Genomic DNA, 18,667 nt, shown 5'->3' with positions numbered 1-18,667 from the left:
GGCATGTGGAAAATGAGTCAAACTTATTGACCGAAATTACGCTTCCTCGAACGGATACGTCAATATGCTTGACCTTAAAAACCCGATCTCCCAGCAGCAAGCCATGGAAGCGTTTTTCTTTGGCTACCAGGCCTTCACCGCCAAGGCCGATGAAATGCTCGAACGTCGCGGCCTGAGTCGGGTGCATCAGCGCATCGTGTTTTTCATCGCCCGCTATCCGAATCTGAGCGTGAAGGAGCTGTTGGCGTTGCTCGGCGTGAGCAAGCAGGCGTTGAACATGCCGTTGCGGCAATTGCTGGAGATGCATCTGGTCGAGAGCGTCGCGTCCGAGACGGACAAGCGTAAGCGCCTGCTGGAGTTGACCGCCGAAGGCGCGCGGTTTGAACAGGCGCTGCGGCGCGAGCAGGTGAAGTTGCTGGAGCGGGTGTTTGCCGAGGCTGGGGAGACGGCGGTGAATGGGTGGTTGGCGGTGAATCTGGCGTTGGGGCAAACCCGGTTGTCGGCAGACTGAGTGTTGAATCAGCTGGATTTGTAGTGGCTGAACCGACGCCTTCGCGAGCAAGCCCGCTCCCACAGGGGAATGCGGTCACCTGTGGGAGCGGGCTTGCTCGCGAAGACGTCGGAACAGGCGATATATCCCTAAAGCCAAACTTTTCGTCGACAAAATCAAAAACATTATTTGCTTTCTTTGTATACAAAAGCATAATCCACTTCGTGCGAGTTCCTGACCATACGGTCAACAAATTCGCAAGTGCCTCAAAGGGCCGCTGCCACCCTCATGGGTCCGGCCCTGGAAATAACAATAAAACTCTTGAGGAGTATTCGCTGTGGAAAGCCGCAAATCCGAAGCATCGACGCTGGATCTCTCGCCGCCATTACGCAATGGCTTGCTGGAACGTCTGTTCAAACTCAGCTTGCACGGCACCACGGTGAAGACCGAGCTGATTGCCGGTCTGACAACCTTCATCACCATGGCTTACATCATTTTCGTCAACCCCAACATCATGGCTGACGCCGGGATCGATCACGGTGCGGCGTTCGTCGCCACCTGCATCGCCGCGGCACTGGGTTGCCTGTTGATGGGCCTGTACGCCAACTGGCCGGTCGGCCTGGCACCGGGCATGGGGCTGAACGCCTTCTTCACCTACACCGTGGTCGGCACCATGGGCTACAACTGGGAAACCGCCCTCGGCGCGGTATTCGTGTCCGGTGTGTTGTTCATGATCCTGACCTTCTCGCGGATCCGCGAATGGCTGCTCAACAGCATCCCGGTCAGCCTGCGCTTCGCCATGGGCGCCGGCGTGGGTCTGTTCCTGGGGCTGATCGGTCTGAAAACCGCGGGTATCGTCGTCGATAGCCCAGCCACGCTGATCAAGCTCGGCTCCCTGCGCGAACCCGGCCCGCTGCTCGCTGCCGTGTGCTTCCTGATGATCTCCATCCTCAGCTACCACAAAGTGTTCGGCGCGATCCTCATCAGCATCATCACCGTGACCCTCGCTGGCTGGGGTCTGGGCCTGGTGCACTACGAGGGCATCATGTCGGCTCCACCGAGCCTCGCCCCTACCTTCATGGCCATGAACGTCGCCGGCGTGTTCAACGTCAGCATGATCAGTGTGGTCCTGGCGTTCCTCTTCGTACACATGTTCGACACCGCCGGTACCTTGATGGGTGTTGCCCAGCGCGCCAACCTGGTCGGTGCTGACGGCCGCATCGAAAACCTCTCCCGCGCCATGAAAGCCGACAGTGCGTCCAGTGTATTCGGTGCGGTAGTCGGCGTTCCGCCGGTCACCAGCTACGTTGAAAGTGCCGCTGGTGTAGCTGCGGGTGGTCGGACTGGTCTTACCGCAGTGACCGTAGGTGTGCTATTTATTGCAGCCATGTTCTTCGCTCCGCTGGCCGGGATGATTCCTGCCTATGCAACCGCGGGCGCACTGATTTATGTAGCGATGCTGATGATGGGCGGCATGGCCCACATCGAATGGGACGAAGCGACCGACAGCATCCCGGCGATCGTCACCGCAATCATGATGCCGCTGACCTTCTCGGTCGCCGACGGCATCGCGCTGGGCTTCATCACCTACGTGGCGCTGAAGGCCGGCACCGGCAAGTACAAGGAAATTTCCGTGAGCCTGTGGGTGCTCTGCGCGATCTTCATCGCCAAGTTCATCTTCTTGTAAGCCACACGCGGTACATGCTTGAAAACAGCCTCACCCCGTCGGGTGGGGCTTTTGTGCAAATGGAGGAAAGTGATGAGTCTGGAAACCTGGCTGCTGTTCAGCGGCGCTGCGCTGATAGTGATCCTGATCCCGGGGCCGCTGTCGTTGCTGATGATCAGCAACAGCCTGAATTACGGCCTGCGCCGCTCTTACCCGGCCTTTCTTGGCGGCGTGTCGGCGTCGATCTGCCTGTTGAGCGCTTCGGCGCTGGGCCTGGGTGCATTGTTGCTGGCGTCGGAACAGCTGTTCAGCGCTCTGAAGATTCTTGGCGCCCTTTACCTGTTCTACCTCGCCTGGCAGAGCTGGCAGCAATCGCGTCTGCCTTCCCATGGCGCTGAAGTGCCACAGGCCGCGCCGGTGCCACGCTTTCGCGCGCTGTTCGGGCGCGCGTTCATGCTGGGCGCCAGCAACCCGAAGGACATCCTGTTCTTCGCAGCTTTCCTGCCGCAGTTCTTGAGTGCTGAACTGCCGTTCCTGCCGCAGTTGCTGGTGATGATTGTCACTTGGACACTGCTGGATCTGGCCTGCAAGTTGGCTTATGGCCTCGGTGCCCATGGTGCGGCGCGGTATCTGCGCAGTGGCAAGGGGCAGAGCTGGTTCAACCGGATCAGTGCGGGGTTGTTCAGTGGTGCGGGGGCTGCGTCCCTGCTGAGCCGCTAAAAGCCAAAAGCTAAAGCTTCGCGAGCAAGCCCGCTCCCACATTGGAATGCATTCTCCTGTGGGAGCGGGCTTGCTCGCGAAGGCGCCCTCACAGCCCCCCCCTTTCCTCCAGACGAAAAAAAGCCCGCAGTGTGAGCGGGCCAAAGACCAAAGAAGCTATATGCGCAGTCGCTTCCAGGGTGCAGCAGCTGCTTGGGGGATCAGCTGCCGCGATAGGTGGAGTAGCTGTAAGGCGAAATCAACAACGGCACATGGTAGTGATCCTGCTCGGCGGAGATGCCGAAACGCAGCACCACCACATCCAGGAAGGCCGGCTCCGGCAGCTTGACGCCACGGGCGCGGTAGTAATCGCCGGCATGAAACTGAACCTGATAGACCCCGGTGCGGTAGTCATCGCCTTGCAGCAGCGGTGCATCGACACGGCCATCGCTGTTGGTTATCGCGCTGGCGACCAATTCCAGCTGCGAGCCTTCAACGCGGTACAACTCGACCTTGATCGAGCTGCCCGGGCAACCGTGTGCTGCGTCCAAAACGTGTGTAGTCAAACGTCCCATTGATTCTGCGCGCCTGCCTGCGTGGAGCAGTCAGACTTCGCGCCTCCCGAAGTCAGTTGAAAAGGAGACCGCACCGATTCGGAGCACGAAAAGCTGCGGCGAGCGACTGATTAAGACACTTTTCAAAAAAATTGTACACAATAAAAACGACATTTTTCGCATTAGCCCCGCCGTCTGCATATTTACCGTCGATTTCCCGCCAAACCGCACAGCCTATGAACCCTTCAATCAATAATTGACCAGTCAGGCAGATTTCTTGCAGGCTCACGCCAATCGCAGTAAAAGATGACAGTCGGTTAAAAATGCGAAAATTCAGGCTTACAAAGTGAATATAAAGTTGTATACAATCAGCCCATCGCTGTGACGCCAGCCTGCCCACCAATCTCCAGCTGCGTCACACCAACCGTCATCATCGAACAAGAAGGAAGCCTGCAGTGAGCGCTGACTACCCACGCGACCTGGTCGGTTACGGCAGTAACCCTCCTCACCCACACTGGCCGGGCAATGCCCGAATCGCCCTGTCGTTCGTACTCAATTACGAAGAAGGCGGCGAGCGCAACATCCTGCACGGCGACAAAGAATCCGAAGCGTTCCTCTCGGAAATGGTTTCTGCCCAGCCGCTGCAAGGCGCGCGCAACATGAGCATGGAATCCCTCTACGAGTATGGCAGCCGTGCCGGCGTCTGGCGGATCCTCAAGCTGTTCAAGGAATTCGACATTCCACTGACCATCTTCGCCGTGGCCATGGCCGCTCAGCGTCACCCGGATGTGATCCGCGCCATGGTCGATGCCGGCCACGAGATCTGCAGCCACGGCTATCGCTGGATCGACTACCAGTACATGGATGAAAACCAGGAGCGCGAGCACATGCTCGAAGCGATCCGCATCCTCACCGAGATCACCGGTGAGCGTCCGCTGGGCTGGTACACCGGCCGCACCGGCCCGAACACCCGTCGCCTGGTGATGGAAGAAGGTGGTTTCCTCTACGACTGCGACACCTACGACGACGACCTGCCCTACTGGGAACCGAACAACCCGACCGGCAAGCCGCACTTGGTGATCCCGTACACCCTGGACACCAACGATATGCGCTTCACTCAGGTCCAGGGTTTCAACAAGGGCGACGACTTCTTTGAATACCTCAAGGATGCGTTCGACGTGCTCTACGCCGAAGGCGCCGAGGCACCGAAAATGCTGTCGATCGGCCTGCACTGCCGCCTGATCGGCCGTCCGGCGCGTCTGGCGTCACTCAAGCGCTTTATCGAATACGCTAAAAGTCATGAACAGGTGTGGTTCAGCCGTCGCGTCGACATCGCGCGCCACTGGCAGGAAACCCACCCGTACCAAGGGGCCGCGAAATGAGCGCCTTTCAAACATTGAAACCATCGACATTGAGCCGCGACGCCTTCGTCAAAGCCTTCGCCGACATCTACGAACATTCGCCATGGGTGGCCGAGAAGGCCTTCGACCTGGGCCAGGACGCTTCGATCGACCAGATCGAAACCCTGCACCAGCGCATGAGCGACATCCTGTTGAGCGCCGATCACGCAAGCCAGTTGGCTCTGATCAACGCTCACCCGGACCTGGCCGGCAAAGCCGCCGTCCAGGGCCAGTTGACCGAAGCCAGCACCCATGAACAGGCTGGCGCCGGTATTCACCAATGCACGGCCGAAGAGTTCCAGCGCTTCACCGAGCTGAACGATGCCTACAAGGCCAAGTTCAAGTTTCCCTTCATCATGGCGGTAAAAGGCAGCAACCGGCATCAGATCCTCGCAGCGTTCGAAACGCGCATCCACAACCCGGTCGACACCGAGTTCAAATGCGCGCTGGCGCAGATCAACAAGATCGCCCTGTTCCGATTACTGACCCTATAGCAAGCCTGGCCCAGCGATTTCATGAACGCCGAAACCGCCCAGGGCCTTGCAAGCATCCCAAGCCACTTATTTAAAGGCAGACAAGAAGAATGAAAGCTTACGCCGTACCTTTCGAGAAGTTCGTCAACCTGGCCGATGCCCGCCTGGGCACCAAAATCATCTCGGTCACCGATGACTGGTTCGCAGACGCCAACCGTCTGTTCCAACCGACCCCGGCCGTATGGAAGGAGGGCGTGTTCGATGACAACGGCAAGTGGATGGACGGCTGGGAATCGCGCCGCAAGCGCTTCGAAGGCTTCGACAGCGCCGTGATCCGCCTTGGCGTACCGGGTTCGATCAAGGGCGTCGACATCGACACTTCATTCTTCACCGGCAACTTCCCGCCGTCGGCGTCCCTGGAAGCCTGCTTCCTGGCCGAAGGCGAACCGAACGAAAACACCCAGTGGGTTGAAGTGCTGTCCGCCGTCGAGTTGCAAGGCAACAGCCACCACTACCACGAAATCAATAACGACCAGGCCTTCAGCCACCTGCGCTTCAACATCTACCCGGATGGCGGCGTGGCCCGTCTGCGCGTGTACGGCGTGCCATTCCGTGACTGGTCGGCTACCGGCGACAACGAGCAAGTCGACCTGGCCGCAGCCCTCAACGGTGGCCGCGCCCTCGCCTGCTCCGACGAACACTTCGGCCGCATGAGCAACATCCTTAACCCGGGCCGTGGCATCAACATGGGCGATGGCTGGGAAACCGCGCGTCGTCGTACCCCGGGCAATGACTGGGTCATCGTCGCGCTGGGTCATGCCGGCGAAGTCGAGAAAGTCATCGTCGACACCCTGCACTTCAAGGGCAACTACCCGGACAGCTGCTCGATCCAGGGCGCGTTCGTGAAGGGCGGCACCGACAGCCAGATCGAAACCCAGTCGCTGTTCTGGCGCGAACTGCTGCCAAGCCAGAAGCTGGAAATGCACGCCGAACACACCTTCGCCGAGCAGATAAAGGCACTGGGCCCGATCACCCACATCCGCCTGAACGTGTTCCCGGATGGTGGTGTGAGCCGCCTGCGCGTTTTGGGCAAGGTCGCCAAGTAAGAGGTGAGGCCATTCGCGAGCAAGCCCGCTCCCACATTTGAAATGCATTCCCCTGTGGGAGCGGGCTTGCTCGCGAAGGCGTCAGAATAATCAGTACAAAATCTGGATAAGAAGAACAGCATGCGCACACTGACGATTGAACCGCTGACCAAAGAAGCCTTCGCCCCTTTCGGTGACGTGATCGAAACCGACGGCAGCGATCACTTCATGATCAACAACGGTTCGACCATGCGCTTCCATAAACTGGCGACGGTCGAAACCGCAACGCCAGAGGACAACGCGATTATCAGCATCTTCCGCGCCGACGCGCAGGACATGCCGCTGACCGTGAGCATGCTGGAGCGCCATCCGCTGGGCAGCCAGGCTTTCATTCCGCTGCTCGGCAATCCCTTTCTGATCGTGGTCGCGCCACTTGGCGATGAACCTGTATCAGGCTTGGTCCGAGCCTTCGTCACCAACGGCAGGCAGGGCATTAATTACCATCGCGGCGTCTGGCACCACCCGGTGCTGACGATCGAAAAGCGGGATGACTTCCTGGTGGTTGATCGCAGTGGCACAGGCAATAACTGCGATGAGCATTTTTTCAAAGAGGATGAGCGTTTGATCCTCGCCCCCCACCAATAAGAGAAGGTCCGATCACTCGACAACAAGAGTGACGGGCGAGAGGTAAAGACTGTGGAAGCACATCTGTTGGAATGGCTGAACCTGAGCGTGCGCTGGGTTCACATGATTACTGGCGTGGCCTGGATCGGTGCGTCGTTCTATTTCGTCTGGCTGGAAAACAACCTCAACCGGGTCAACCCGAAAAGCGGTCTGGCCGGCGATTTGTGGGCAATCCACGGTGGCGGTATCTACCACCTGGAGAAATACAAACTGGCGCCACCGACCATGCCGGACAACCTGCACTGGTTCAAATGGGAAGCCTACTTCACCTGGATGTCGGGTATCGCGCTGCTGTGCGTGGTGTTCTACTCCAACCCGACGCTCTACCTGCTGGCCCCGGGCAGCTCCCTGAGCGGTCCTGAAGGCGTGGCCATCGGTCTCGGCTCGCTGTTCATCGGCTGGTTCGTCTACTCCTTCCTGTGCGACTCGGCCTTGGGCAAACGCCCTGCCCTGCTGGGCTTCATCCTGTTCGTCCTGATCATCGGCGCGGCCTACGGCTTCAGCAAAGTGTTCAGCGGTCGGGGTGCGTACCTTCACGTCGGCGCGATCATCGGCACCATCATGGTCGGCAACGTGTTCCGCATCATCATGCCGGCGCAACGCGCACTGGTTGCGGCCATCGCCGAGAACCGCACGCCGGATCCGGCGCTGCCGGCCAAAGGCCTGCTGCGTTCGCGTCACAACAACTACTTCACCTTGCCGGTGCTGTTCATCATGATCAGCAACCACTTCCCGAGCACCTACGGCAGCCAGTACAACTGGTTGATCCTGGCCGGGATCGCGGTACTGGCGGTGTTGGTGCGTCACTACTTCAACACCCGTCACGACAGCCACAAGTTTGCCTGGACCCTGCCTGTGGCAGCGGTGGGCATGATCTGCCTGGCTTATGTGACTGGTCCGAAGCCGATGTCCAGCGCCCCTGAAGTGGCCAACGCTCCAGCGAAAATCGAATACCAGCCGCTGCCGGAAACCGCAGTGGGCGGTGGTTTGAAACCCGCTGAAGCCAAACCTGCAGAAGCGCCAGCCGCCGCACCGGCGCAAGCATCCAACGCCGGCCCTGGCTTTGACAAAGTGCACAGCGTGATTCAGGAACGTTGCGCGGTTTGCCACTCGGCCAAGCCCACCAGCCCGCTGTTCAGCGCGGCCCCTGCCGGCGTGATGCTCGACACCCCCGAGCAGATCCGCCAGAACGCACCGCGGATTCAGGCGCAAGCCGTCACCAGCCAGATCATGCCACTGGGCAACATCACTCAGATGACCCAGCAGGAACGTGACCTGATCGGTGCCTGGATTGTGCAGGGAGCCCAGACCAATTAATCGTTAAAAGCTTCGCGAGCAGGCTCGCTCCCACACAGGCAACACAGAACCTGTGGGAGCGGGCTTGCCCGCGAAAGCGTCGGGTCAGTCAACAACGATGTTGAATGTTATGGCCTCTTCGCGAGCAAGCCCGCTCCCACAGGTTTGCCTGACGCACAAAATCACAAGAATAAAAAAGATCCGAGGTGTTGCATGTCCGAGCTATCCGAAGCGCGCATCCCCGACGCACCCGCCATTCAGCGTTTGCCCCTCTTGCAACTGATCCTGGTCGGTTTGCAACATGTTCTGCTGATGTACGGTGGTGCCATCGCGGTACCGCTGATCATCGGACAGGCCGCTGGCCTGAGTCGTGAAGAAATCGCCTTCCTGATCAACGCCGACCTGCTGGTGGCGGGTATCGCCACCATCGTCCAGTCCCTCGGCATCGGCCCCATGGGCATTCGCATGCCGGTGATGATGGGCGCCAGTTTCGCCGCCGTCGGCAGCATGGTCGCCATGGCCGGCATGCCCGGTATCGGCCTGCAAGGGATCTTCGGCGCGACCATCGCCGCCGGGTTCTTTGGCATGCTCATCGCCCCGTTCATGTCCAAGGTCGTGCGCTTCTTCCCGCCACTGGTGACCGGGACGGTCATCACCTCGATCGGTTTGTCGCTGTTCCCCGTGGCCGTGAACTGGGCCGGCGGCGGTGCCAGCGCCGCTCAATTCGGCTCACCGATCTACCTGACCATCGCCGCCCTGGTACTGGGCACCATCTTGCTGGTGCACCGTTTCATGCGCGGCTTCTGGGTCAACATTTCCGTGCTGATCGGCATGTGCCTGGGCTACGTGCTCTGCGGCCTGCTCGGCATGGTCGACCTCAGTGGCATGGCTCAGGCGCCATGGCTGCAATTCGTCACGCCGCTGCACTTCGGCATGCCGAAATTCGAGCTCGCGCCGATCCTGTCGATGTGCCTGGTGGTGGTGATCATTTTCGTCGAGTCCACCGGGATGTTTCTGGCGCTGGGCAAGATCACCGGCCAGGAAGTCTGCCCACGGATGCTGCGTCGCGGTTTGCTGTGCGATGCCGGTGCCTCGTTCTTCGCCGGGTTCTTCAACACCTTCACCCACTCCTCCTTCGCCCAGAACATCGGCCTGGTGCAGATGACCGGCGTGCGCTGCCGTTCGGTGACCATCGTTGCCGGCGGGTTGCTGATCGTGTTGAGCCTGCTGCCCAAAGCCGCGTTTTTGGTGGCGTCGATTCCTCCGGCGGTACTGGGTGGCGCGGCGATTGCGATGTTCGGCATGGTCGCCGCCACCGGGATCAAGATTCTCCAGGAAGCCGATATCGGTGACCGTCGCAACCAGTTGTTGGTGGCGGTGAGCATCGGCATGGGCCTGATCCCGGTTGTCCGCCCGGAGTTTTTCGCCCACCTGCCCGTGTGGATGAGCCCGATCACCCACAGTGGCATCGCCATGGCCACCCTCAGTGCGCTGACGCTGAACCTGTTGTTCAACATCCTCGGTGGCGCCGAACGCGCGGCCATCAACGACTGCCACGCTCACACGCATTAACAGACGAAAGCCACAAAACCTGTGGGAGCGGGCTTGCCCGCGAAGGGGCCATCAGCCTCAACATCCTCGTTGACTGATGCACCGCTTTCGCGAACAAGCCCGCTCCCGCAGGAGAGCTACATGCGCCTCAAAAATAAAAACAAGAGGGAGCAACAGATGATTCGGACACAAACCAACCTGCTGTTGAGTGCTGGCCTGCTGGCCGCGAGTCAGGCCATGGCCGGCGATCTGCTGCTGTGGCAGACCAACAGCCTGAGCTACCTGTATGGCAAGGATTTCGTGGTCAACCCGCACATCCAGCAGACGATAACCTTCGAACACGCCGATCGCTGGAAGTACGGCGACAACTTCATGTTCATCGACAGCACCTACTACAACGGCGAGAAAGACCGGAACAAAGGCGTTCACGCCTACTACGGCGAGTTCAGCCCGCGCCTCTCCTTCGGCAAGATCCTCGACCGCCGTTTCGAATTCGGCCCGATCAAGGACGTGCTGCTGGCGATGACCTACGAGAACGGCGAAGACGACACCGAGGCCTACATGATCGGCCCCGGTTTCGACCTCGCGGTACCGGGCTTCAACTTTTTCACCCTGAACTTCTACTATCGCCAGACCGAAGGCTCGCGCCCTGGCGATGACGTCTGGCAAATCAGCCCGGCCTGGTCCTACACCCTTCCATTGGGCAGCTCGAACCTGTTGATCGACGGTTACATGGACTGGGTCGTGGACAACGACCAGAACGCCCATGGTACTTATCACGCCAACCTGCACTTCAACCCGCAGATCAAGTACGACCTGGGCAAGGTCATGGGCTGGCGGGAAAAACAGGTGTATGTCGGTGTCGAATACAGCTACTGGAAAGACAAGTACGGCATCGAAAACAGCTCCAGCTTCGACACCAATGAAAACACCACCAGCCTGCTGGTCAAGGTGCACTTCTGATGCTGCCCCGCAACCGTGCCCCAAGCCTGTCGTCGGTGCGCCGTTGCGGAGCACTTGAGACCTGGCCGAGGAGTCAGTATTCTCCGCGGCCGCCCGAATCCGGTTTAAAAAAAAGCCCGGATGTAAAACCTGACCAGAAAGCCAACTTATCCCGGCTCTGGCAGGCACCAAGGCACTCCAAAACCCCTCTCAATCGACCGCTCTTGAGCCGCCGAACGGGAGTTTTTTTGCTTTTTGAAAGCCTTGGCTCAGCTCTTGCTAACAGCATTAAAGCTGACCGAATGGATGATTTTTTACCGCTACAGAAACAGGCGCCACACCAGAGCGCCGACCTTAAAAAAATAACGTGGAACCACCTACTTTTTGGGAGCAACCGAATGAAACGTACGTGCACTAGCCTGATGCTGGCGGGATCAATGCTGGCCGGGGGCCAGGCCATGGCCGGCGATTTGCTGCAGTGGCAGAACAACAGCCTGACCTACCTCTATGGCAAGGACTTCCAGGTCAACCCGCGCATCCAGCAGACGGTGACCTTCGAACATGCCGATGGCTGGAAGTACGGCGACAACTTCTTCTTCATCGACAAAATCTTCTACAACGGCAAGGAAGACCACTTCGCGGGCGAGAACACCCACTACGGCGAATTCAGCCCACGCCTGTCGTTCAACAAGATCTTCGACCAGAAGTTCGAGTTCGGCCCGATCAAGGACGTGCTGCTGGCCATGACCTACGAGTTCGGTGAAGACGATACTGAGTCCTACCTGATCGGCCCTGGTTTCGACCTGGCCATCCCGGGCTTCGATTACTTCCAGCTGAACTTCTACAACCGCCACACCGAAGGCGACCGCCCGGGCGACAACATCTGGCAGGTCTCGCCGGTCTGGTCCTACACCATTGCGGTGGGTGGCTCGGACGTGCTGATCGACGGCTTCATGGACTGGGTGGTCGACAACGACGTCAACAGCAAAGGCGAGTACCACGCCAACCTGCACTTCAACCCGCAGGTCAAATACGACCTGGGCAAGGCGTTGAACCTGGGTGCCAAGCAGCTGTACGTGGGTGTCGAGTATGACTACTGGAAAAACAAGTACGGTATCGAAGACAGCCAGGGCTTCAAGACCGATCAGAGCGTGACCAGCTTCCTGGTCAAGGTTCACTTCTGATCATTTAATTCTGTAGGCGTCTGTATGGGCGCCTTCGCGAGCAAGCCCGCTCCCACATTTGATCTGCGCCGTACGCAATTATTGTGTTCGCTGAAAATCGAGTGTGGGAGCGGGCTTGCTCGCGAATGGCTGCACCGCCTGTCTCAAGCTGAAACTGCAGGCTCCGCCAAGCCGAGAAACCGGCACAACTCCCCGCGCTTGGCCAACGCATCCCGTCGCCCCAGTTCGATCAACTCGCTGCAATACCCCGCCTCGAACAGCAGGTAACTCAGCACTCCCGCCCCGCTGGTCTTGGTCGCACCCGGCCCGCGCAGAAACAGGCGCAATGCCGCCGGCAATTCCTGGCGATGGCGCGCGGCAATCTCGTCGATCGGCTGGCTCGGTGAGATCACCAATACGTCCACTGGCGCCACGCCCAAAGCGCGGATGGGTGTACCGTCGGGCATCAGGTGACTGAACTGGTTCAGGCGCTTTAACAGCTCGATATCGCTTTCCAGGCTGTCAATGAACGTACTGTTGAGCATGTGCCCGCCGATCTGCGCCAGGGTCGGCTGCTGACCGGTGTAGCTGCGCTGCAAGGGTTGTTGCGGGTCGACCCCGCGGGGGTTGCCGCTGACGCCCACCACCAGCACCCGACTGGCGCCCAGGTGCAACGCCGGACTGATCGGCGCCGACTGACGCACCGCGCCATCACCGAAATACTCTTCGTCGATTTTCACCGGAGCGAACAGCAGCGGAATGGCCGAACTGGCGAGCAGGTGTTCAACGGACAAGCGGGTGGGAACGCCAATGCGTCGATGGCGCAACCAGGCATCGATCTTGCCGCCGCCCTCATAGAAGGTGACTGCCTGGCCGGACTCATAGCCGAACGCGGTGACCGCCACCGCATGCAATTGCTTCTGTGCGATCGCTTCGGCGATGCCGCCCATATGCAGCTTGTCGTTGAGCAAATCCCGCAACGGAGAACTGTTGAGCAGCGCCACCGGCACCTGGGCACCGATGCCGAGCAAACTGTGGCTGACAAAGCGACTGGCCTGGCGGATCACCCCGGGCCAGTCGCTGCGCAACACCAGATGACTGCGAAAGCCCTGCCAGAAGGCCGTCAGACGTTCGATGGCGTTACGAAAATCCATTGCCCCGCTGGCGAGGCTGACGGCGTTGATCGCGCCCGCCGAGGTGCCGACGATCACCGGAAAAGGATTGCGGGCCCCCGGCGGCAACAATTCGGCAATCGCCGCCAGCACCCCGACCTGATAGGCCGCCCGAGCCCCGCCTCCGGAAAGAATCAACCCTGTAACCGGTTCAGCTGGACTCATGCACAACTCTCCATGGTGCTTGATGGGATTTCGTTGTTTCGACCTATTCCCCTGCAGGATCGGGACTCAACCGCGTTTGGCGTACAGCTTCGGTTCGCCCGGTGGACGGCTCTTGAAGCGACGGTGAGCCCACAGGTATTGCTCGGGATGCTCGCGCAGAACGCTTTCGATCCATTGGTTGATGCGCAGGCAGTCCTCTTCTTCGGTTTCGCCGGGGAAGCCTTCGAGCGGCGCATGGATCACCAAGCGATAACCGCTGCCGTCCGCCAGGCGCTCCTGGGTGAACGGCACCACCAGCGCCTTGCCCAGCCGCGCAAACTTGCTCGTGGCGGTGACGGTCGCAGCCTGGATGCCAAACAACGGCACGAAAATACTTTGCTTGGCGCCGTAATCCTGATCCGGTGCGTACCAGATCGCCCGGCCCGAGCGCAGCAGCTTGAGCATGCCGCGCACGTCTTCGCGTTCCACCGCCAGCGAATCGAGGTTGTGCCGCTCGCGGCCCTGGCGCTGGATGTAATCGAACAGCGGATTCTTGTGCTCGCGGTACATGCCGTCGATGGTGTGCTGCTGACCGAGCAACGCCGCGCCGATTTCCAGCGTCGTGAAGTGCAGGGCCATCAGGATCACGCCCTTGCCTTCGCGCTGAGCCTGCTGCAAATGCTCCAGCCCTTCGATGTGAGCGAGATTCGCCAGGCGCTTGCGCGACCACCACCAGCTCATCGCCATCTCAAAGAAAGCGATACCGGTGGAGGCGAAGTTTTCCTTGAGCAGGCGTTTGCGTTCGGCGGCGGTCTTTTCAGGAAAACACAGTTCCAGATTGCGCTTGGCAATGCGCCGTCTGTCGCCGGCCACCCGATACATCAAAGAACCCAGGACACGACCGATCCACAGCAGCGCCGGATACGGCAGCTGGACGATCAGCCACAACAGCCCCAGGCCACACCACAGCGGCCAGAAACGTGGAGATAGAAATGCTTTTCGAAAACGCGGGCGGTCCATTAATGCTTCCGGAATGACAATGGCCGCGCATTCTACATCGTTCGACCCGGCTTGCGGCCCGCGGGCGTTCTCGTTATAAGTCTCGGCACTTTTAGTGACAAGTCGTTGTATGCCGACCATGAGCCAAACCGAACCGCTAGACCAAGATCCCGTGTTCCAGTTGAAGGGCAGCATGCTGGCCATTACGGTGCTGGAACTGGCCCGTAACGACCTCGAAAGCCTTGATCGGCAACTGGCCGCCAAGGTCGCCCAGGCGCCCAACTTCTTCAGCAACGCACCGCTGGTACTGGCCCTGGACAAACTCCCGGCCAACGAAGGCGCGGTCGATCTGCCAGGGCTGATGCGCGTCTGCCGCCAGCATGGCCTGCGCACCCTGGCGATCCGCGCCAGCCGCATCGAAGACATTGCCGCCGCCATCGCGGTCGACCTGCCGGTGCTGCCACCGTCCGGCGCCCGGGAGCGGCCACTGGACCTGACCGAAGGCGAACCGAAGAAAAAACCGGAAAAACCGCCCGAGCCGACCATCAAGCCGACGAAAATCATCACCTCGCCAGTACGTGGCGGCCAGCAGATTTATGCCCAGGGCAGCGATCTGGTGGTGATCTCCTCGGTCAGTCCGGGAGCGGAACTTCTCGCCGATGGCAACATCCATGTATACGGCCCGATGCGTGGTCGCGTATTGGCCGGCGTCAAGGGCGACACCAAGGCGCGGATATTCTGTCAGCAAATGAGTGCTGAACTGATTTCCATCGCAGGGCATTACAAGGTTTCCGAAGATCTGCGCCGCGACCCTCTATGGGGTTCGGGTGTGCAGGTCAGCCTGTCCGGCGACGTGTTGAACATCATTCGGCTTTAACGGATACTGCCGCATTTTCCAAGCATCTCTAAAACGTAGCGAAAACGGCTCAAACGAAGTAGGAAAAAGGCCGAAAGCAGTGTTTACCGGGGGTAAACGCCGCTCAAAACCGAATTCCAGCCAAGGCTGTCCGACTGCAGTAGTTTTTCAGGAGATGTTTTTCAGGGACTGAAAAGTCCTTCTTCCTTAGGGGTGAAACACCTTGGCCAAGATTCTCGTGGTTACATCCGGCAAGGGTGGTGTGGGTAAGACCACCACCAGCGCCGCTATCGGTACCGGCCTCGCTCTGCGCGGCCACAAAACAGTGATCGTCGACTTCGACGTGGGCTTGCGTAACCTCGACCTGATCATGGGTTGCGAGCGCCGCGTGGTGTATGACTTCGTCAACGTGGTCAACGGCGAAGCCAACCTGCAACAGGCCCTGATCAAAGACAAGCGCCTGGAAAACCTCTACGTGCTGGCCGCCAGCCAGACCCGCGACAAAGACGCGCTGACCGTCGAAGGCGTGGAAAAAGTCCTGATGCAACTCAAGGAAGACTTTGAGTTCGTGGTCTGCGACTCCCCGGCGGGCATCGAGAAAGGCGCCCACCTGGCCATGTACTTCGCTGACGAAGCGATCGTCGTGACCAACCCGGAAGTCTCCTCGGTACGTGACTCCGACCGCATGCTCGGCCTGCTGGCCAGCAAGTCCCGTCGCGCCGAACGTGGCGAAGACCCGATCAAGGAACACCTGCTGATTACCCGTTATCACCCGGAACGTGTGAGCAAAGGCGAAATGCTCGGCGTAGAAGACGTCAAGGAAATCCTTTCGGTGACCCTGCTCGGCGTGATCCCTGAATCCCAGGCGGTGCTCAAGGCATCCAACCAGGGTGTTCCGGTGATTCTCGACGACCAGAGCGATGCCGGCCAGGCCTACAGCGATACCGTTGACCGCCTGCTGGGCAAGACCGTGGATCATCGATTCCTCGATGTACAGAAGAAGGGATTCTTCGAGCGCCTGTTTGGAGGCAACTAAGCAATGAACCTTTTTGACTTCTTTCGTGCCAACAAAAAGCAAAGCACCGCGTCGGTAGCGAAAGAGCGTCTACAGATCATCGTGGCGCACGAACGCGGCCAACGCAGTACCCCGGACTACCTGCCAGCCTTGCAGAAGGAACTGGTCGAGGTGATCCGCAAGTACGTCAATATCGGGTCCGATGACGTGCATGTCGCACTGGAAAGCCAGGGCAGCTGCTCGATTCTGGAACTCAATATCACCCTGCCTGATCGCTGAGTCGATCCGCCAGGAGCCACGGCGGCTCAGGTCCCTTCTGCAACCGGAAGGGACCTGAGTCGCCGTTGGCGTTTGTTACGAGGCTGTTTTAATGCCGTTGTCCAACATCCACATCATCCATCAGGATGCCGCCGTACTGGTGGTGAACAAACCGACCCTGTTGCTCTCTGTCCCTGGCCGGGCCGATGACAACAAGGACTGCCTGATTACCCGTCTGCAGGAAAACGGCTACCCGGAAGCGCGAATTGTCCACCGGCTGGACTGGGAGACTTCCGGCATCATCCTGCTGGCCCGCGACCCGGACACCCATCGCGAGCTGTCCCGACAGTTTCACGACCGCGAAACGGAAAAGGCCTACACCGCCCTGTGCTGGGGTCAGCCGGAACTGGACAGCGGCAGCATCGACCTGCCCTTGCGCTATGACCCGCCGACCAAGCCGCGCCACGTGGTCGACCATGAATTCGGCAAACATGCGCTGACCTTCTGGCGCGTGCTGGAACGCTGCGGCGACTGGTGCCGCGTTGAGCTGACACCGATCACCGGCCGTTCCCACCAGTTGCGCGTGCACATGCTCTCGATTGGCCATCCGCTGCTGGGCGACGGGCTCTATGCCCATGAACAGGCGCTGGCGGCCTGGCCGCGCCTGTGCCTGCACGCGAGCATGCTCAGCTTCACCCACCCGCAAAGCGGCGAGCGCCTGCGATTCGAGTGTCCGGCACCGTTCTGAAACAGATGTAATCCCTGTGGGATCGCCGCACCGCCGCTCCCACAGGGTTCTCTGCCAGATTCAATCCTGGCATCACCCCACCAGCAGTCCCCCGCCACTTCTGCAACCAATACGTTAAACTGGCGCCACTGCTGTCTGGAGCTACTTTATGCGCGAAGAGTTGAACCAAGGCCTGATCGATTTCCTCAAGGCCTCCCCTACCCCGTTCCATGCCACCGCCAGCCTTGTTCAGCGCCTGGAAGCGGCGGGCTATCAACGCCTCGACGAGCGCGAGCCGTGGAATACCGAAGCCAACGGTCGCTACTACGTCACCCGCAACGACTCTTCGATTGTCGCGATCAAGATGGGCCGTCATTCACCGTTGCACGGTGGCATTCGCCTGGTCGGCGCCCACACCGACAGCCCGTGCCTGCGCGTCAAGCCGCAACCGGAGCTGCAACGCCAGGGCTTCTGGCAACTGGGCGTCGAAGTCTATGGCGGCGCGCTGCTGGCGCCGTGGTTCGACCGTGACCTGTCTCTGGCGGGGCGCGTAACCTTCCGACGTGATGGCAAGGTCGAGAGCCAGTTGATCGACTTCAAGGCACCGGTCGCGATCATTCCGAACCTGGCGATTCACCTCAACCGCGAAGCCAACATGGGCTGGGCCATCAACGCCCAGACCGAACTGCCGCCGATCCTCGCGCAATTTGCCGGCGACGAGCGTGTGGACTTCCGCGCAGTGCTCACCGACCAACTGGCCCGCGAACACGGCCTGAATGCCGACGTGGTACTCGATTACGAGCTGAGTTTCTACGACACCCAAAGCGCTGCGGTCATCGGCCTGCATGGCGATTTCATCGCCGGCGCGCGCCTGGACAACCTGTTGTCGTGCTACGCCGGCCTGCAAGCGCTGTTGACGGCTGACACCGACGAAACCTGCGTGCTGGTCTGCAACGACCACGAAGAAGTCGGTTCCTGCTCGGCCTGCGGTGCCGACGGCCCGATGCTTGAGCAAACCTTGCGTCGCCTGCTGCCTGAAGGTGATGAATTCGTACGCACCATTCAGAAATCCCTGCTGGTTTCGGCTGACAACGCCCACGGCGTGCATCCGAACTACGCCGACAAGCACGATGCCAACCACGGCCCGAAACTCAACGCCGGCCCGGTGATCAAGGTCAACAGCAACCAGCGCTACGCCACCAACAGCGAAACCGCGGGGTTCTTCCGTCACCTGTGCATGGCTGAAGAAGTGCCGGTGCAAAGCTTCGTGGTGCGCAGCGACATGGGATGTGGTTCGACCATCGGCCCGATCACCGCCAGCCACCTGGGCGTGCGCACCGTGGACATCGGCCTGCCGACGTTCGCCATGCACTCGATCCGCGAACTGTGCGGCAGCCATGACCTGGCGCATCTGGTCAAGGTACTGAGCGCGTTCTACACCTGCCGCGAGTTGCCGTAACAAACCCTGCAGGAGCGAGCTTGCTCGCTCCTGC

At 59.9% G+C, this 18,667-nt stretch carries 20 protein-coding genes; 16 read left to right on the top strand and 4 right to left on the bottom strand.

The genetic code is table 11. The annotated features are described in order from the left end of the window. Positions 1 to 64 precede the first annotated feature (64 nt). From AC07W4_RS19710 to AC07W4_RS19700, 3 genes are all read left to right on the top strand, one after another. Positions 65 to 511: a MarR family transcriptional regulator gene (locus AC07W4_RS19710; RefSeq protein ID WP_204931847.1), complete on the top strand. Its 447-nt coding sequence runs from the start codon at positions 65 to 67 to the stop codon at positions 509 to 511. 316 nt (positions 512 to 827) lie between these two features. Further along, complete coding sequence (locus AC07W4_RS19705; RefSeq protein WP_008048392.1) at positions 828 to 2,177, top strand: NCS2 family permease; 1,350 nt, start codon at positions 828 to 830, stop codon at positions 2,175 to 2,177. 72 nt (positions 2,178 to 2,249) lie between these two features. After that, positions 2,250 to 2,876: a LysE family translocator gene (locus AC07W4_RS19700; RefSeq protein WP_008048387.1), complete on the top strand. Its 627-nt coding sequence runs from the start codon at positions 2,250 to 2,252 to the stop codon at positions 2,874 to 2,876. Positions 2,877 to 3,076: 200 nt separating this feature from the next. Here AC07W4_RS19700 and uraH read toward each other — a convergent pair whose 3' ends face one another. Together uraH and AC07W4_RS19690 are read right to left on the bottom strand one after the other, a co-directional pair. Next, on the bottom strand, positions 3,077 to 3,430 hold the full coding sequence (uraH, locus tag AC07W4_RS19695; protein ID WP_007988144.1) for a hydroxyisourate hydrolase: 354 nt from the start codon (positions 3,428 to 3,430) through the stop codon (positions 3,077 to 3,079). Between the two features lie 52 nt (positions 3,431 to 3,482). Continuing rightward, positions 3,483 to 3,698, bottom strand: coding sequence for a hypothetical protein (locus AC07W4_RS19690; protein ID WP_495033638.1), 216 nt, complete (start codon positions 3,696 to 3,698; stop codon positions 3,483 to 3,485). Between the two features lie 166 nt (positions 3,699 to 3,864). Here AC07W4_RS19690 and puuE point away from each other — a divergent pair, with 166 nt between their 5' ends. The 8 genes from puuE to AC07W4_RS19650 all read left to right on the top strand — a co-directional run bounded on the left by puuE (position 3,865) and on the right by AC07W4_RS19650 (position 12,024). Then, entirely contained in the window at positions 3,865 to 4,791 is a 927-nt protein-coding gene (puuE, locus tag AC07W4_RS19685) for an allantoinase PuuE (protein ID WP_102673301.1), read from the top strand. Beyond that, on the top strand, positions 4,788 to 5,303 hold the full coding sequence (gene uraD / locus AC07W4_RS19680; protein ID WP_007993085.1) for a 2-oxo-4-hydroxy-4-carboxy-5-ureidoimidazoline decarboxylase: 516 nt from the start codon (positions 4,788 to 4,790) through the stop codon (positions 5,301 to 5,303). The genes puuE and uraD overlap by 4 nt, the downstream gene beginning before the upstream one ends. A gap of 89 nt (positions 5,304 to 5,392) precedes the next feature. Then, positions 5,393 to 6,388, top strand: a complete 996-nt coding sequence (alc, locus tag AC07W4_RS19675; protein ID WP_008048382.1) for an allantoicase — start codon at positions 5,393 to 5,395, stop codon at positions 6,386 to 6,388. 120 nt (positions 6,389 to 6,508) lie between these two features. Beyond that, entirely contained in the window at positions 6,509 to 7,012 is a 504-nt protein-coding gene (locus tag AC07W4_RS19670; protein ID WP_007960046.1) for an ureidoglycolate lyase, read from the top strand. A 51-nt stretch (positions 7,013 to 7,063) separates the two neighbouring features. After that, positions 7,064 to 8,368, top strand: a complete 1,305-nt coding sequence (locus tag AC07W4_RS19665) for a urate hydroxylase PuuD (RefSeq protein ID WP_495033637.1) — start codon at positions 7,064 to 7,066, stop codon at positions 8,366 to 8,368. Between the two features lie 192 nt (positions 8,369 to 8,560). Continuing rightward, positions 8,561 to 9,919 (top strand): nucleobase:cation symporter-2 family protein, encoded by a 1,359-nt coding sequence (locus AC07W4_RS19660; protein ID WP_495033636.1) that lies wholly within the window; start codon positions 8,561 to 8,563, stop codon positions 9,917 to 9,919. Positions 9,920 to 10,075: 156 nt separating this feature from the next. Continuing rightward, positions 10,076 to 10,861 (top strand): outer membrane protein OmpK, encoded by a 786-nt coding sequence (locus AC07W4_RS19655; RefSeq protein WP_032829522.1) that lies wholly within the window; start codon positions 10,076 to 10,078, stop codon positions 10,859 to 10,861. A gap of 377 nt (positions 10,862 to 11,238) precedes the next feature. Beyond that, entirely contained in the window at positions 11,239 to 12,024 is a 786-nt protein-coding gene (locus AC07W4_RS19650) for an outer membrane protein OmpK (RefSeq protein ID WP_495033635.1), read from the top strand. Between the two features lie 143 nt (positions 12,025 to 12,167). On the opposite strand, the gene AC07W4_RS19645 is transcribed toward AC07W4_RS19650, so the two are convergent. Continuing rightward, positions 12,168 to 13,340: a patatin-like phospholipase family protein gene (locus AC07W4_RS19645; RefSeq protein ID WP_495033634.1), complete on the bottom strand. Its 1,173-nt coding sequence runs from the start codon at positions 13,338 to 13,340 to the stop codon at positions 12,168 to 12,170. A 66-nt stretch (positions 13,341 to 13,406) separates the two neighbouring features. Beyond that, positions 13,407 to 14,339 carry a lipid A biosynthesis lauroyl acyltransferase gene (locus tag AC07W4_RS19640; protein WP_495033633.1) on the bottom strand — a complete coding sequence of 311 codons (933 nt, stop codon included), beginning with the start codon at positions 14,337 to 14,339 and terminating at the stop codon, positions 13,407 to 13,409. A gap of 118 nt (positions 14,340 to 14,457) precedes the next feature. Here AC07W4_RS19640 and minC point away from each other — a divergent pair, with 118 nt between their 5' ends. The 5 genes from minC to AC07W4_RS19615 all read left to right on the top strand — a co-directional run bounded on the left by minC (position 14,458) and on the right by AC07W4_RS19615 (position 18,633). Then, complete coding sequence (gene minC, locus AC07W4_RS19635; RefSeq protein ID WP_007974945.1) at positions 14,458 to 15,195, top strand: septum site-determining protein MinC; 738 nt, start codon at positions 14,458 to 14,460, stop codon at positions 15,193 to 15,195. A gap of 202 nt (positions 15,196 to 15,397) precedes the next feature. Then, the gene (gene minD / locus AC07W4_RS19630; RefSeq protein ID WP_007974946.1) at positions 15,398 to 16,210 is read left to right on the top strand and encodes a septum site-determining protein MinD; all 813 of its coding nucleotides are present in this window, start codon (positions 15,398 to 15,400) and stop codon (positions 16,208 to 16,210) included. 3 nt (positions 16,211 to 16,213) lie between these two features. Then, positions 16,214 to 16,468 carry a cell division topological specificity factor MinE gene (gene minE, locus AC07W4_RS19625; protein WP_007974947.1) on the top strand — a complete coding sequence of 85 codons (255 nt, stop codon included), beginning with the start codon at positions 16,214 to 16,216 and terminating at the stop codon, positions 16,466 to 16,468. A 91-nt stretch (positions 16,469 to 16,559) separates the two neighbouring features. Continuing rightward, positions 16,560 to 17,195, top strand: a complete 636-nt coding sequence (locus tag AC07W4_RS19620) for an RluA family pseudouridine synthase (RefSeq protein WP_046037585.1) — start codon at positions 16,560 to 16,562, stop codon at positions 17,193 to 17,195. 148 nt (positions 17,196 to 17,343) lie between these two features. Further along, on the top strand, positions 17,344 to 18,633 hold the full coding sequence (locus tag AC07W4_RS19615; RefSeq protein ID WP_008048366.1) for a M18 family aminopeptidase: 1,290 nt from the start codon (positions 17,344 to 17,346) through the stop codon (positions 18,631 to 18,633). Positions 18,634 to 18,667 lie beyond the last annotated feature (34 nt).

This window comes from Pseudomonas sp. GW821-FHT02A08, assembly GCF_059422045.1.
Note: the sequence above shows the minus strand (reverse complement) of the source record. Positions and strands in the feature narration are given on the sequence as shown.

What these genes read in the sequence shown, in the direction of transcription:
- AC07W4_RS19710 (WP_204931847.1), top strand. Translation starts at nt 65, where the DNA reads ATGCTTGACCTTAAAAACCCGATCTCCCAGCAGCAAGCCATGGAAGCG.
- AC07W4_RS19700 (WP_008048387.1), top strand. Translation starts at nt 2,250, where the DNA reads ATGAGTCTGGAAACCTGGCTGCTGTTCAGCGGCGCTGCGCTGATAGTG.
- uraH (WP_007988144.1), bottom strand. Translation starts at nt 3,430, where the DNA reads ATGGGACGTTTGACTACACACGTTTTGGACGCAGCACACGGTTGCCCG.
- uraD (WP_007993085.1), top strand. Translation starts at nt 4,788, where the DNA reads ATGAGCGCCTTTCAAACATTGAAACCATCGACATTGAGCCGCGACGCC.
- alc (WP_008048382.1), top strand. Translation starts at nt 5,393, where the DNA reads ATGAAAGCTTACGCCGTACCTTTCGAGAAGTTCGTCAACCTGGCCGAT.
- AC07W4_RS19670 (WP_007960046.1), top strand. Translation starts at nt 6,509, where the DNA reads ATGCGCACACTGACGATTGAACCGCTGACCAAAGAAGCCTTCGCCCCT.
- AC07W4_RS19660 (WP_495033636.1), top strand. Translation starts at nt 8,561, where the DNA reads ATGTCCGAGCTATCCGAAGCGCGCATCCCCGACGCACCCGCCATTCAG.
- AC07W4_RS19655 (WP_032829522.1), top strand. Translation starts at nt 10,076, where the DNA reads ATGATTCGGACACAAACCAACCTGCTGTTGAGTGCTGGCCTGCTGGCC.
- AC07W4_RS19650 (WP_495033635.1), top strand. Translation starts at nt 11,239, where the DNA reads ATGAAACGTACGTGCACTAGCCTGATGCTGGCGGGATCAATGCTGGCC.
- AC07W4_RS19645 (WP_495033634.1), bottom strand. Translation starts at nt 13,340, where the DNA reads ATGAGTCCAGCTGAACCGGTTACAGGGTTGATTCTTTCCGGAGGCGGG.
- AC07W4_RS19640 (WP_495033633.1), bottom strand. Translation starts at nt 14,339, where the DNA reads ATGGACCGCCCGCGTTTTCGAAAAGCATTTCTATCTCCACGTTTCTGG.
- minC (WP_007974945.1), top strand. Translation starts at nt 14,458, where the DNA reads ATGAGCCAAACCGAACCGCTAGACCAAGATCCCGTGTTCCAGTTGAAG.
- minE (WP_007974947.1), top strand. Translation starts at nt 16,214, where the DNA reads ATGAACCTTTTTGACTTCTTTCGTGCCAACAAAAAGCAAAGCACCGCG.
- AC07W4_RS19620 (WP_046037585.1), top strand. Translation starts at nt 16,560, where the DNA reads ATGCCGTTGTCCAACATCCACATCATCCATCAGGATGCCGCCGTACTG.
- AC07W4_RS19615 (WP_008048366.1), top strand. Translation starts at nt 17,344, where the DNA reads ATGCGCGAAGAGTTGAACCAAGGCCTGATCGATTTCCTCAAGGCCTCC.